General features: G+C 38.8%; 15 protein-coding genes. 2 read left to right on the plus strand and 13 right to left on the minus strand.

Translation table 11 applies throughout. The annotated features are described in order from the left end of the window. Positions 1–59: 59 nt before the first annotated feature. From ccpA to ACO1D1_RS15225, 5 genes are all read right to left on the minus strand, one after another. Positions 60–1,058: a catabolite control protein A gene (gene ccpA, locus ACO1D1_RS15205; RefSeq protein ID WP_149871272.1), complete on the minus strand. Its 999-nt coding sequence runs from the start codon at positions 1,056–1,058 to the stop codon at positions 60–62. A gap of 237 nt (positions 1,059–1,295) precedes the next feature. Continuing rightward, positions 1,296–2,372 (minus strand): bifunctional 3-deoxy-7-phosphoheptulonate synthase/chorismate mutase, encoded by a 1,077-nt coding sequence (locus ACO1D1_RS15210; RefSeq protein ID WP_149871273.1) that lies wholly within the window; start codon positions 2,370–2,372, stop codon positions 1,296–1,298. A gap of 312 nt (positions 2,373–2,684) precedes the next feature. Next, positions 2,685–3,017: a bacillithiol system redox-active protein YtxJ gene (ytxJ, locus tag ACO1D1_RS15215; protein ID WP_149871274.1), complete on the minus strand. Its 333-nt coding sequence runs from the start codon at positions 3,015–3,017 to the stop codon at positions 2,685–2,687. A gap of 69 nt (positions 3,018–3,086) precedes the next feature. Next, entirely contained in the window at positions 3,087–3,584 is a 498-nt protein-coding gene (locus ACO1D1_RS15220; RefSeq protein ID WP_423336392.1) for a YtxH domain-containing protein, read from the minus strand. Positions 3,585–3,603: 19 nt separating this feature from the next. After that, positions 3,604–4,065: a DUF948 domain-containing protein gene (locus tag ACO1D1_RS15225; protein WP_149871276.1), complete on the minus strand. Its 462-nt coding sequence runs from the start codon at positions 4,063–4,065 to the stop codon at positions 3,604–3,606. Positions 4,066–4,277: 212 nt separating this feature from the next. On the opposite strand from ACO1D1_RS15225, the gene ACO1D1_RS15230 reads away from it, so the two are divergent. After that, positions 4,278–5,393: an aminopeptidase gene (locus ACO1D1_RS15230; protein ID WP_423336393.1), complete on the plus strand. Its 1,116-nt coding sequence runs from the start codon at positions 4,278–4,280 to the stop codon at positions 5,391–5,393. A gap of 42 nt (positions 5,394–5,435) precedes the next feature. Here ACO1D1_RS15230 and murC read toward each other — a convergent pair whose 3' ends face one another. The 7 genes from murC to ACO1D1_RS15265 all read right to left on the minus strand — a co-directional run bounded on the left by murC (position 5,436) and on the right by ACO1D1_RS15265 (position 13,100). Further along, positions 5,436–6,734, minus strand: coding sequence for a UDP-N-acetylmuramate--L-alanine ligase (gene murC, locus ACO1D1_RS15235; protein ID WP_423336394.1), 1,299 nt, complete (start codon positions 6,732–6,734; stop codon positions 5,436–5,438). Positions 6,735–6,980: 246 nt separating this feature from the next. Beyond that, entirely contained in the window at positions 6,981–9,317 is a 2,337-nt protein-coding gene (locus ACO1D1_RS15240) for a DNA translocase FtsK (protein ID WP_423336395.1), read from the minus strand. Positions 9,318–9,480: 163 nt separating this feature from the next. After that, a complete protein-coding gene (locus tag ACO1D1_RS15245) occupies positions 9,481–10,269 on the minus strand; it encodes a DUF1444 domain-containing protein (protein WP_149872773.1) in 789 nt (262 codons plus the stop codon). Between the two features lie 93 nt (positions 10,270–10,362). Continuing rightward, a complete protein-coding gene (locus ACO1D1_RS15250) occupies positions 10,363–10,677 on the minus strand; it encodes a thioredoxin family protein (RefSeq protein WP_149871279.1) in 315 nt (104 codons plus the stop codon). A gap of 137 nt (positions 10,678–10,814) precedes the next feature. Beyond that, entirely contained in the window at positions 10,815–11,342 is a 528-nt protein-coding gene (locus ACO1D1_RS15255) for a hypothetical protein (protein ID WP_149871280.1), read from the minus strand. 118 nt (positions 11,343–11,460) lie between these two features. Then, positions 11,461–11,973, minus strand: a complete 513-nt coding sequence (locus tag ACO1D1_RS15260; RefSeq protein ID WP_149871281.1) for a DUF84 family protein — start codon at positions 11,971–11,973, stop codon at positions 11,461–11,463. Between the two features lie 56 nt (positions 11,974–12,029). Beyond that, complete coding sequence (locus ACO1D1_RS15265) at positions 12,030–13,100, minus strand: M42 family metallopeptidase (RefSeq protein WP_149871282.1); 1,071 nt, start codon at positions 13,098–13,100, stop codon at positions 12,030–12,032. Positions 13,101–13,265: 165 nt separating this feature from the next. Here ACO1D1_RS15265 and ACO1D1_RS15270 point away from each other — a divergent pair, with 165 nt between their 5' ends. Next, positions 13,266–13,592, plus strand: a complete 327-nt coding sequence (locus ACO1D1_RS15270; protein WP_149871283.1) for a PepSY domain-containing protein — start codon at positions 13,266–13,268, stop codon at positions 13,590–13,592. A gap of 43 nt (positions 13,593–13,635) precedes the next feature. Here ACO1D1_RS15270 and ACO1D1_RS15275 read toward each other — a convergent pair whose 3' ends face one another. Next, entirely contained in the window at positions 13,636–14,478 is an 843-nt protein-coding gene (locus ACO1D1_RS15275; RefSeq protein WP_149871284.1) for a YtnP family quorum-quenching lactonase, read from the minus strand. Positions 14,479–14,507: the final 29 nt, after the last annotated feature.

A 14,507-nucleotide genomic window follows, 5' to 3' on the forward strand; every position in this document is an offset into this window, starting at 1 on the left:
AGCGTTAGCTTTTCCGAGGAGGCCATACGCCGCTGAACAGGGTGCTTGCGCTTTTCTTATTATTTTGTTGATTGACGATGTTCAATTCTATGTGGAAGGACCACAATTTGATTTTCTGTTTTTTCCTTATTCATTAATTTGGTTAAGAGCCGCATCGCAACTGCACCAATATCATATAATGGCTGAACAATCGTTGTAAGTTGTGGACGTACCATAAGTGACAGCCTTGTATTGTCTGAAGTAATGATTTCAAAGTCTTCAGGAATACTAAATCCTTTGTCCTGTGCCCCATGAACAACCCCGAGCGCCATTTCATCAGAACCCACTAAAATAGCTGTTGGTCTTTCAGCAGCCTCCATTAATTTGTCAAAGGCTTCAATCCCAGTGTCGTACGTATAATCTCCTTCAACAACAAGCTCTTCATTATACGGTAAACCAGCGTCTTGCAGCGCTCTTTGGTATCCTTTAAGTTTTTTCTGCGCATTTTTGGGTTCATGAAGCGGGCCGACAACAAATGCAATGTTCTTATGGCCTTTATCAATAAATCCCTTAATAGAATCATAAACGGCTGCTTCGTAATCAATATTAACAGAAGGGATTTGATTAGACTCTTCGATTGAGCCTGCCAGTACAATAGGCACCGGTGATTTTTCAAATTCCTCAACATGATCAGCGGTAATATTTCCTCCCATAAACACAAGGCCATCCACTTGTTTCCCAAGCATGGTATTAAGTAAATGTAATTCCTTATCTTTATTTTGGTCGGAATTGCTTAAAATGATATTGTATTTATACATTGTGGCAATATCTTCAATACCACGGGCTAATTCAGCGAAAAAGATATTGGAGATATCCGGAATGATTACCCCTACTGTTGTTGTTTTTTTACTTGCAAGTCCTCTTGCCACGGCATTTGGACGATAGCCTAATCTTTCAATAACCTCTAACACTTTTTTCCGGGTCACAGGTTTAACATTTGGATTCCCATTGACTACACGGGAAACTGTAGCCATTGATACATTGGCTTCTCTTGCCACATCATAAATTGTGATATTCACGTATAACACTCTCCTAAAACGTACATTGTTTTCTTTATTTTACAACAGCTTGTGTAAACTTAGTCATTTTTGTTTAATGTTTGTGAGGACATAAACAATCTTAAATATGTACTTAATGATACGATAAGATTAGTAAAGCCGCAATTGCATTTGTCAATATTTTTTTAAAGACTTTTATATTAATCAAAAATACCTTCTGCAATGAACCGCAGAAGGTAAAATTGTATATATTCCATATTAAATTTTCACAAAATTGGATGCAAGCAATTCGCTATAAAAATGGTCAAACTGTTCAAGATTCATTTGCTGCTGTGCATCAGAAAGGGCTACGGCAGGGTCCGGATGAACTTCGGCCATTACCCCATCAGCACCGATAGCAATCGCAGCTTTCGCGCAAGGAAGCAGCAAATCTCTTCTTCCTGTTGAGTGGGTTACATCGACCATTACAGGCAAATGGGTTTCTTGTTTTAAAATTGGAACCGCTGAAATATCAAGCGTATTTCTTGTTGCACGTTCATATGTCCTTATTCCACGCTCACAAAGAATGATTTGTCCATTTCCTTGTGCCATAATATATTCCGCAGCATTGATAAATTCCTCGATTGTTGCAGAAATCCCTCTTTTAAGCAGTACAGGCTTTTTAACGGCACCGGCAGCTTTTAACAATTCAAAGTTCTGCATGTTGCGGGCACCAATTTGAATGACGTCAATATAATCAATAGCCATTTCAATATCAGCTGGATTCACAATCTCACTTATAACTGCCATATCAAATTCATCTGCCACTCGCTTTAAAATCTTTAGGCCTTCTACCCCTAAGCCTTGGAAATCGTATGGAGAGGTTCTTGGTTTATAGGCACCGCCGCGTAATAGCTTTAAGCCTTTTTCTTTCATCGCTTTTGCGACAGTTGCTACCTGCTCATATGATTCTACAGCACATGGGCCAAAAACGAAGTGCTGCTTTCCATCTCCAATATTTTCACCCTTTAAGTTAACAAGCGTATTTTCTGGCTTCTTCTTTCTTGAGACAAGCAGTGCTTTTTCATGATCATCTTTTTGCAAATCTAATCCTGCTTTAAAAATTTCTTTGAAAAGATGATCGATGGTAGAATTTTCAAACGGTCCATCGTTATGTTCTTTAATCACTTCAAGCATTTTTCTTTCACGGACTGGGTCGTAACGATACACTCCTTGATTTCCTTTAACTCGTCCAATCTCTTGAACAAGCTGAGCTCTTTCATTAATAACCCTCAACAATTCTAAGTTAAGTTCATCTACCCGTGTCCTCAGTTGATCCAATTCATTATTGGTCATTATTCGTCCCCGTCCTTTCATTTGCAAATCATTTATCACCTAAGTACATAGATGTATTTTCTGGCATAACTAGATGATTTACAAGCATAAAGTTTTAAAGTTTTCAATTTTTTAATAATTAGGGTTTATTATAGCTGAAATGTATTCTCTTGTCACTAATTTTTTCTTTATCAATTAAACGCTTTTAAGTGCTAAAGCGACCAATCTATAATAGAGTATTATATGCTAATTTTCTCGATCTGTTCATCAACACACACTTAAATTTATAATTAAATGAGGATGAACTATTCACCCTCATTTTTTTAATTGTTTTTATTGAGTTCCACCGCTGGCACTTGCTAACGAACGATTGGTTATTTTCCAGTGTGAGGCATTCCATAATGGTTCTCCGTTTGCAAAGAGAATCGCTTGTGGGGACTCGTGCTTAATCTGAAATCTTTCCGCGATCTCGTTCGATAACGGTCGTGAATCTTGAACAGCTATATAAAACGTTGGAACCCCATGATTTTCATTGGAGAATTTTTCATACTCCTGATATGCTGCATGGCTAATTGGACATGTTAAACTGTGCTTCAAAAGGTAAAATTTGCTTTCATTTGCAATTAATTGATCAAATTGTTCAACGGACTCAATTTTTTCAAGCATGTAAAAACCTCCAATTAATAGATAAACGGTGAAGTAATTTTATCACTTCACCGTTTTTATCACAAATAATTAAATTTTTACCTTGCTCTCTTCTTCATCAAAAGCCTTTTGCGCCTCTTCTAATTTTCTTCTTATTTCGCTGCTGTCAAGGGGTTTGAGTTTAATCAATTTCTTCTTGGCTTCTGAAGCTTCTTTTGAGTTATGAATAGGAATGTAGATTAATTCCGATTCTTCCACTGTTTCCTCTGAATTCGCGGATTTCCCCTTTACCTTATTTAATAAGCCTGAAGATTGCTGTACGATTCCTTGCGAAAGCGAGGATGTTTTAGACATGAATTCATTACCCTTACTCATCACATTTTCCCGCAATTGACCAGACTTGTCCATAATTGAACCTGCTTGATTACTCAATGTAACCCGCAGTTCCTTGCCGGTCTTGGGAGCCAAGAAAAGTGCCGCAGCGGCTCCGACCACACCGCCGATTAACGCACCAAGTAAAAAGCTATTAGAAGACTCCTCATTGCGGCTTTGATTCGTATCTCTTGATTCATATTCTCTACTGGACATTTTATTAACCTCCTTTTTATTAGTGAGCCCTTACCCTTTGTTTTTCTTGTGAACTTACTTCCCCTTTTAATTGCTTTCTAGCCTGCCACTTATCCTTTAATTCAAGAAGAATATTACCCCATTGCACAATTTGTGAGATTTTCTCTTTACTCTCTTCTACCTGTTGATCAACAGAATTGGTAATGTTTTTAAGAGTTCCATTAAATTGTGAAACAGTAGTGCCTACATCCTTCACGGCTTCCACCACACTATTTAAACTTTCAGATTTCTGCTGAATATCTTCAGCAAGGGCATTTGTCTTTTGTAAAAGTAACGTGGTTTCAGTTGTTACGCCATCCAATTGTTTTTCTAAGCCCGTCAATGTGTTCGAAACACTAGTCAGTGTAACTTGAAGTGATTTGAGTGTTGTCGATAAGTAGATGACAAGCACAAAAAACGCAATTGCTATCAATGCTACGCTTAAATATAAAATAATTTGCATCGTGCACCTCCGCCTTAATTCTATCATTATGTATTACCCATCCAATAAGGTTATAAACCTCGCTCAATATCTTATACTACTTCCCTATTTCTGTCTTGTTTTCCTGCTATAAATTTAAAATTTTGTCCTAACTGTTTATTGTCATTTCAACTTTTCCGCTGGATTCGGGTACAATAGAAATGGAAGTTATTTTTGTTGTTGGAGGCGTTAGTGTGAAGGATCCTCGTATCGAGAAACTAGCAAAAAATTTAATTAATTATTCTGTTCAGCTACAAAAAGGTGAAAAGGTACTAATTGAAAACTTCGGTCTGCAGCGTGAACTTGTTACTGCCCTTGTCAATGAGGCCTATGCCGCAGGAGGTTACCCTTTTGTACTTTTAAAAGACCATCAGGTTGACCGTTCATTGCTATTAGGTGCACAAGAAGAACAATTTAGCCTGATAGCCGATTTTGAAGCAAATGTAATGAGTAAAATGGATGCATACATAGGCCTGCGCTCTGGCGATAACATCAATGAGCATGCAGATGTCCCGGATGAGAAAATGAAGATTCACGGCAATACGATTGGCAAAAAGGTGCACCGTGATATTCGTGTTCCAAAAACTAAATGGGTTGTTCTCAGATACCCAACCTCTAACATGGCTCAATTAGCAAAAATGAGTACAGAGGCATTTGAAAACTTTTACTTTGATGTTTGTAACCTGGATTACAGTCAAATGGACCAAGCAATGGACAGCCTTGTAGAATTGATGAACCGAACGGACAAGGTTCGCCTCACAGGACCCGGTACAGACCTCAACTTCTCGATTAAGGATATTCCTGCGATTAAGTGTGCCGGCAGATTAAATATACCAGACGGCGAGGTTTATACTGCACCTGTTCGTGAATCGGTTAATGGCGTGATCACTTATAACACCCCTTCCCCCTACCAAGGATTCACGTTTGAAAATGTGAAGCTTACATTTAAGGATGGCAAAATTGTCGAAGCAGAATCCAATGATACCAGCCGAATTAATAAAATCTTTGATACGGATGAAGGGGCACGTTATGTTGGGGAATTTGCGATTGGCGTAAATCCATTTATCCTGACTCCAATGCAAGACATTCTTTTCGATGAAAAGATTTGCGGCAGTTTCCACTTTACCCCTGGCCAATGCTATGATGATGCTTTTAATGGAAATCATTCGAATATCCATTGGGATATGGTCAATATCCAGCGCCCGGAATACGGCGGCGGAGAAATCTATTTTGATGATGTATTAATTCGAAAAGATGGCTTATTTGTATTGCCGGAATTAGTAGTATTGAATCCAGAAAATCTTAAATAATTGAAAAGGATGCCAGCGCAATGCCGGCATCCTTTTTATAAATTATGAAAGTTGCTTTTCATACGATTCCTGAAATTTTTGGATGTCTCCTGCTCCCATAAAAATAATCACACTGCGGTCATGTTCGTTTAATACAGCAGTATTTTCTTCAGAAATGATTTCAGCGCCGGTAATTTTTTCCTGCAAATCTTGGATTGTCAGCTTTCCATGATTTTCCCTCGCGGAGCCAAAAATCTCACATAAATAGGTTTGATCTGCCTGGCGCAAGCTTTCGGCAAAATCCTCTAAAAATGCCTGTGTCCGTGTAAAAGTATGAGGCTGAAAGACAGCAATAATTTTTCGGTCTGGATATTTCTGCCGGGCTGCCTCAATTGTTGCCTTAATTTCAGTTGGATGATGGGCATAATCATCGATTAATATTTGTGAACCAACACTTTTTTCAGAGAATCTTCTTTTTACACCTTGGAACGTTAATAAATGTTCCTTCACTATTTCTACATCAATTTCTTCGTAATGACATAAACCAATGACAGCTAATGCATTTAATACACTATGGTCGCCAAAAGTTGGAATCGAAAATGTATCATAGAAAGTATTGCGAATAAAAACATCAAAGGTCGTTCCATTAGTTGTTTTGACAAGATTTTTTGCCTGATAGTCATTTTCTTCGCCAAATCCATAGAAAAGAACGGGAACCTTCGCTTGAATTTTTTGCAGATGTTCATCATCACCATAAGCAAAAATCCCTTTTTTTACTTGGACCGCCATTTCCTGGAATGCGGAAAAAACATCATCAATATTGGCAAAATAGTCGGGGTGATCAAAATCAATATTTGTCATGATTGCATAATCCGGAAAGTACGATAAAAAGTGTCTCCTATATTCACATGCTTCAAATACAAAATACTCCGCACCTTCTTCACCTTTACCAGTTCCGTCACCGATTAAAAAGGATGTGGGCTTTGCACCTGCAATTGTATGTGCAAGCAGTCCTGTTGTGGACGTTTTCCCGTGTGCACCAGTAATAGCAATGCTTATAAAGTTTTGCATAAAATCGCCTAAAAAGCGATGGTACCGTACGATCGGAAGTCCCAGCTTCATAGCTTCCTGAATTTCTTCATGCGTATCAGGAAATGCATTTCCTGCAATAATGGTTAATCCCGGCTTGATGTTTTCCTTTTGAAAGGGAAGAATCGTAATCCCCGATTTTTCTAGGGCATCCTGGGTAAAAAAGTGCTTTTCGACATCGGAGCCTTGCACTTGAAATTTCATATCATGTAGAACTTGTGCGAGAGCACTCATTCCAGACCCCTTAATACCTACAAAATGGTAAATAGTCATAGAAGAACCTCCAACCAAACGTAATACTGTAAAACAGTATATGACATCTGTCTGTATTTGCTAATTGTCTTGAGAATCTCAAAAACGTTTAAGATTTATTTATCATTAATGAAAATCATTTAATTATTATACCATTGTTCTCTTATAAAAACTATTTGTTACTTTATAAATTACATACTCGAAGTTTATATCCACTTTATTATTTGTTCCAATAACTAAAGAATACAATGGTTTAGTGAAAATATACTAGTCGGAAATAGCCTCCAAATCCGCAGCTGTTATCAAAACGTCACGAGGTTTGCTTCCATTGGCACCCGTAATATAGCCGTTTTTTTCGAGCAGGTCCATTAACCGTGCGGCACGGTTATAACCAATTTTAAACCGTCTTTGCAAGCTTGAGGTAGAAGCGCCTCCTTGATCAACAATAAATTCACAGGCCTCAAAAAATAGTTCGTCTTCCTCTTCCGTAACTTGCGCTTTTTTAAGTAATTCTTCTTGCTCGAACAGGTATTCAGGCTCCCTCTGCTCTCTCACATGGGCAACAACCAGATCAATCTCTTCATCAGAAACATATGTGCCTTGTAAGCGTACTGGTTTTGATGAGCCATTTTCTAAAAATAGCATATCGCCGCGGCCAAGCAATTTCTCAGCCCCGCTAATATCAATAATCGTACGAGAATCTACCTGAGAAGAAACTGAAAAGGCAATCCGGGTAGGAATATTTGCTTTAATTAATCCGGTGATGACATCCACTGATGGTCTTTGCGTAGCTAAAATCAAATGAATCCCGCAGGCTCTAGCCTTTTGGGCAATCCGGCAAACTGCTTCTTCTACATCTGCCGGGGACATCATCATCAAATCAGCTAACTCATCAATAATAATCACAATAAACGGCAGTTTGTCTGAGTAGCGCTTATGCTTTATCGCCAGTTCATTAAATCGGCCAATATCGCGAACACCTGTATGAGCAAATAGCTCATAGCGTCTTTCCATTTCATCTACAGCCCATTTTAACGCCGCTGTTGCCGCCTTCACATCTGTGATCACGGGGCTGACTAAGTGCGGAATCCGATTATATGGTGCAAGCTCTACCATTTTAGGATCAATCAATAATAGCTTTACATCTTCTGGACGGGCCTTATATATCAAACTAACCAAAATAGAGTTAATGCAAACACTCTTTCCCGACCCGGTCGCACCTGCGATTAATCCGTGCGGCATTTTCTTCAAGTCGGTAACAATAGGGTTCCCGGCAATATCAAGACCAAGAACCGCCGTTAATGGTGAGGGAGAATCACTGAAAACACTGCTCCCGATAATTTCATTAATAAGAACAGGTCTTGACTTATGATTAGGCACCTCAATTCCAATCGTATGTTTTCCCGGAATAGGCGCTTCAATCCGGATATCCCTTGCGGCAAGGCTTAATTTTATATCATCACTTAAGTTTGTGATTTTGTTTACTTTTACACCTGGCTCTGGCTGTACTTCAAAGCGTGTAACCGACGGTCCTTGTGTCACATTGACAACACTTGCGCCGACATTAAAATTTCGCAATGTTTGATTTAAAAGCTCTTCTTGCTCAAGTAACCATCCCTGGTCACGGACCTCTGTTACCGGAGGGTTTAATAAATTTGATTTTGGCAGTATATAGGTACTATCATTCAAACTTTCGTTTTCATTATTTTCTAAAGGTTTTATAAGCAGATTAACTATTTCTACCGCTTTTTTCTCTTTTTCTCCGGCAGCTTTCTGTTCCATTTCCCTCGTTCGCTTTTTCTCTTCCCATTTTTGTTTATCCTGCTTTAGCATCATCACATTGAATGGCAACTTCGAACGTTTTTGGGCAGGTATTTCTGGGTCAGATACAATTTCAGGTTCGGGTTCAGGTTCGAGTTCGGATTCGAATTCAAGTTCGGGTTCGGTTTCCGGTTCAGGTTCGGATTCGAATTCAGGTTCGGGTTCAGGAAAAGACTCTTCCACTGCTTCAACTTGTTCCACATGTTCTTCAAGCAAGGTTTCTTCAGCTTGAAAAATTTCCTCTAACGCAGGAGAAGATGTTTCAATTAGAATCTCTGTTACGGAAGCTGGAGTTTCCACATCAGCCTCAATAAGATGATCAACCCCGTTTTCAAAATCCTCTTGTAAAAAACGGCTCAATTCATGCTCCACAATTGTATCCGACTTTTTTGGCCTATTAAAGCCAAAAACAGGAGAAGGAATTTCAGTTGGATGAAACGGTCCCCTTGATCTAGACACCTGTTCCTTCATTTTATTCGTCACTTCTTTTTTTACAGGCGTTACCAAAGGCTTTTCTGTTCGTCCTTGTTTTTCTGGAAGCTGCGCTGTTCTTTTTGGACGTACGCTTTCCTGCTTATCCTTTTGAAGGACCCTCGGCGGACGAGCTGGAAGATTACCGCCCTTAGGGTATTGATACGATATTCTCGTGTCCAAATCCTTTAAACTATCAATTTGATTTTGTGGTGGAAGGGTTTCCTGGTAGTGAGGATGTATCCTTACCTCGTTATACTCTTCTTCCTCATCTTTTTTAAACTTTTGAAAAAAGTTTTCGATCCAACTCAAAACTATCACTCTTTCTTTTTAAACTATTTTCTATTTTATCAGTAATTGATATTTTTTCGAGATAATTCTTTAGAATGAGTCGAAATATGTTCCAATTGGATATATACGGTACGTTTTCATGAAAAAAGACCACTTTTTGAGGTGATCCTTTTTCTGATCTTCTTCACTTATTTTTTCCTAATATAAAAATCGGTTCTAATTCCCCATCTTCGTAGTAAAAAGATAAAGCCGTGATTGGTACTCTTCCGTTCGTGAAAAAACTCATCGCCATCTGGGCAATAATATCATAGCCCCTATCATTACGAATATCAGCAATGATCAATACATCCTGATGTGGAACAGCAAGCACCATTTTCCCTGTAATCCGCTTTTCCATTTCATTTAAGAATCCCTTATTTAAGATCCTGCTGGCATCATATGCATCGTTGGTGTTAAGGAAATAAAAGGTATTTCCTGCCACATGATCCTCTTTTAATGGGGTTGAAAGCGACCTTACATTAAATAAGGCAATTTCCTTGATTCTGTTTGGAAGCCATCCTTCCTTCTGCATAATACGTTCATCTATCAGCCGATAGGTTTTCCCCATGTCAAGGGCATAGTAAATCTTAGTTTCAGCAGTATGTTCATCCATCAAAAATGGAATACCTTCTTCCGCTTCGGTTGGAAAGGAAGCAGAGCGAATGACAGGAAAGATCTTTTTCTCATGATCCGTTAACTGAATCGGATCCTCCATTGCCCGAAGCCCTTCTTCAACGTAATAAACTATCTCATCAATCGCCTTATCTTTTTCTATATTCCATTTTGCTATGATTCCAGGTAATGAAACCGTAATCCCCTTATTAACAATTTCGCTTTCGATACGGAGCTGATCTTTTTCCCGGTCATAAGAAATTACTCTGTCTTTCCCGGCCAAGCGCTCCTCTATTGCACGACGCATTTTTTTACTATCCATTTTCATATTTTAACCCACCATTTCTTGGAGCTGTATCTCCTATTGTACATGAAAAAAACCCCCATCTCAAAAGATAGGGGCGTTCACGTTTGATTATTTTAAACCTGAAATGAAAGCTTCAATTTCTTCCTGGGTTTTACGGTCTTTACTTACAAAGCGGCCAAGCTCTTTTCCGTTTTCATAAGCGATAAAGCTTGGAATGCCATATACGTCTACTTGTTGGCATAAATCAATAAATTGATCACGGTCCACATGAATAAACGTAAATTCTGTAAATTTAGCTTCAATTTCTGGCAGCACCGGTTCGATAAAACGGCAATCCCCACACCAATTTGCTGAAAACATAAAAATAGTTTTGGATCCATCACGAAGTTGTGCAAATTGCTCCATAGACTCTAAATTTTTCACACTTAACGCCTCCGATTGAAGATATACTCTTTGGTAAGATTCTTCTCAAATCATAACAGTCCCACAGCTTTTCAGTCCAATCATCTGCACATAATTTAGATTAGCTTTTATGTTATGATGCGATCCTTAACGTAGGATTATTCTTTCGTTTCTTGTGGATATTTCACTGAATTGACAATTTGCATCATCGATTTGGCATCCTCATTCAACTTACCAGTTTTGACTTGAGTCGTTATTTTGGCACCGCCAACACCGATCGTTACTTCATTCAAGTCGTCATCCTTCAACTGCTGAATGGTTAAAAATCCATATTTATTGTCATTCTTAAATGTTTCATTGATATCGAGCTTTTCATATTGATCAACAGTAGATTTATAAAGGACATCACTGGTCCTTTCCTCTTGCGGATTGATGAAAAGAATAAATATTTCAGAGCCATTTTGTAAAATAATATTGTTTGGAGATTGATCTTTTATGCTATAACCTGTTGGAAGATAAAAATGAATTTTACCACTTTTTTTATTTGTTTGTTTCTCCTTCTCATTAAACGTTGTTTTTACTGTATTAACGGCTGCTTTACTTTCCTCTTTAAATGATGGATTGTTGCATCCACTTATTAACAAAATCGCAAACATAAAAATGGTGATTATTTTAATAGTTTTCATTCAGATTTTCCGCCTCCTTACAAGATGTATAAAGTCCTATCTTCATCATACCTTCCAAAATAATCAAAAAACAAGACTTTTTGACGATTCTTGCTGTCGAAAAATCAGGATTTTTTTCCTAACTGCCTTGTTGATAGCGATATTGTCCAACTAATAGATTCGCCACATGTGTAAACATATCAACCCGATTAATCATGCCATTCGTAAAAATCCCAACTGCTCCTTCATGTTTCCTAACATTTTTCATTTTTGCAAAAATCTCCATAACCGGACCGAGTTCTTCTCCGGCTCTTAGCCTTACTGCAATTTCTTCGGGGAGAAGAAATCTTGCTCCGCCGGCAATAATCGGCTCCATGTTATGAGCGGCTAATGCTCCCCAATTGCAAAGCAATAGCCCGTGGCTCGTTTCCTGGACACCGCCTTCTAGTCCAATGCCAATGTCTCCATTACCTTGCTTTAACGCTCCTACAGCTCGATTGATGGCACCGCGGATGGTTTCCTCATCTGAAAACGGCTGCTCGCCTACATCAGAAGGAATATCGAGTGAAACAAACTCTGTTTCTTGGTCTGCGAAACTATTTTTTACAGCATTAATTTTTGCTGGATTTTTTGAACCGATGATGATTTTCATGATAGTCTCTCCTTTTTAACATCAAAATAGAGGCATGGTTAGTGCCTCCATTTTAATTAGCTATTTGCTTTAATTGTGTCTACTGTTGTTTGGTCACATGCTTTGACGAGTTTAACCAATAACTGTTTTGCCGCTGCGTAATCATCCACATGAATGATGGAGGCATGAGTATGAATGTAGCGCGAACAAATACCGATTACTGCACTTGGAACACCCTCATTAGATAAATGAACCCTTCCTGCGTCTGTTCCACCCTGTGAAACAAAATATTGATATGGAATCTTATTTGTTTCTGCTGTATCGAGAACAAACTCTCTCATTCCGCGATGGGTTACCATAGAACGGTCAAGTATTCGAAGCAATGTCCCTTTTCCTAATTGGCCAAATTCATTTTTATCACCAGTCATATCATTGGCCGGGCTTGCGTCCATGGCAAAAAAGATATCAGGTTTAATCATATTGGCTGCTGTCTGCGCACCTCGTAAACCGACCTCCTCCTGAACGGTTGCCCCGGAATACAAGGTATTTGGCAATGTTTCATCCTTTAGCTCTTGCAATAATTCAATCGCAAGTCCGCAGCCGTACCGATTATCCCAAGCCTTTGCCAAGATTTTCTTTGGATTTGCCATTGGGGTAAATGGACAAATCGGCAAAATCGGATCCCCTGGCTTAATCCCAATCCGCTTTGCATCTTCGCGGTTATCCGCGCCAATATCGATGAGCATATTTTTTATTTCCATTGGTTTATTTTTCTTTGAATCGTCTAACAGATGCGGAGGAATTGAACCAACAACACCTACGACAGGGCCATTCTTTGTCATAACTTGAACACGCTGGGCGAGAAGAACCTGACTCCACCAACCTCCCAGTGTTTGAAAACGGAGCATTCCATTATCAGTGATGGCAGTAACCATAAAACCGACTTCATCCATGTGCCCCGCTACCATGACTGCAGGACCACCCGCTCCTTTTTTCACTCCAAAGATACTGCCTAATTGATCCTGAATAATTTCATCTGCGTAAGGAGTCAATTGTTCCCGCATAAACTTTCTTACTAAATGTTCATTTCCGGGTGCGCCCGGAAGCTCGGTTAATGTTTGAAAAAGCTTTAAGGTCTGTTCGTTCATAAAAAGGCTCCTTTTAATCTATTTATGTATATTTCCATTTTACAGAAACTTTTTATTGGTTACCAACATTTCATTTTCTGTAATAATTTCTTCTCCCAGTCAAATACGTTATACTGAGAAGAGATACCTTTTAAGTAATCTTTTCCAAATTTGGGGGTGCAATAGATGAACTGGAAGTCATTTTTACTTGGTGCCGCAGCGGGGGTAATCAGCGGCTACGTAACAAAAGAAATCTTAAACAAAAAAACAAAAGTGTCACCTGAAAAAGTATTAGAGCATGTAAAAAAGCAATTTAAACAACATGGGCCAATCAGCGGCTCATGGATTCATATGGCAGCTGAACCGTATCAAAAACAGCATTTGAACTATCAGGTTTATAAAGGCGGCATTTCTAAACAAAATGATGGTGCAAATGAACAATACGAATTTATTGCGGATGCATCCACCGGAACCATTTTGGATCTGCGTTCGTTAACAGAAGAGCTGGTTTAAAAGATAAAAATAGCCGCATTATCATGATACGGCTATTTTTATCTTATCTTTCTCTTTTAATGCTTTCCACTATTTCTTTTCCATCCTGTCCCCATTTAACAGCCCGGTAAAAAGCATCATGATAAAAGGTAAACCAGGCGTTTTTTGCTAAACCGAATGGCAGCCATTTTTCCTTTGCCGCAATCGAATCCATTGGGTAATCATCGTAAGCCATAACCCATAGTACATTCTGATGGGCATGTGTCGCCATCAGGTCTGCCATGTGAATAGACATTTCGCCCTGATCCTCGATGATCAAGATTGAATGTCCATTACTATGTCCGCCTGTATGAATCATTGTAATGGCTCCGAAATTCCACTTTTCCTCAAAAGGAATCACTTGTGTTTCGATTGCCTGCCAATTTTCTTTCCAATATGTATTTTTCGAACGGACATTAGGCTGACGCATTTCGTCCCATTCTACTTGAGAAGTAATAATTTTTGCATTTGGAAAGGTTGAAACATACTTGCCGTCCACAAGCTTGGTCAAGCCGCCAACATGGTCAAAATGCAAATGTGTCATTAGTACATAGTCAATCATTTCAGGATGTAACCCAACTTGAGCTAATGATTCCTCAAGCTCCGATTCTCTTGTTACACCATAATTTCTTAACTGTTTGTCGGTTAATTTTCCTTTTCCTATGCCAGATTCGACTAAAAGATTTTTCCCTTCCATCTGGATTAAAATAGGGTCTGTTGGCAGTTCAATTTGGTTTTTTTCATTTGCCGGATACTTTTTCGACCATAATCCCTTTGGGACCACGCCAAACATAGCACCGCCGTCCAAGTTTGTTACGCCTCCCGATAACCAGGTTAATAAAACGTTTCCAACTTTTAATGTCTCCATTCTCCATCTCCTCCATTTCACTCATTTCT

Origin of the sequence: Neobacillus sp. 19 (assembly GCF_049463095.1) — a bacterium.
Classification (GTDB): Bacteria; Bacillota; Bacilli; order Bacillales; family Cytobacillaceae; genus Neobacillus.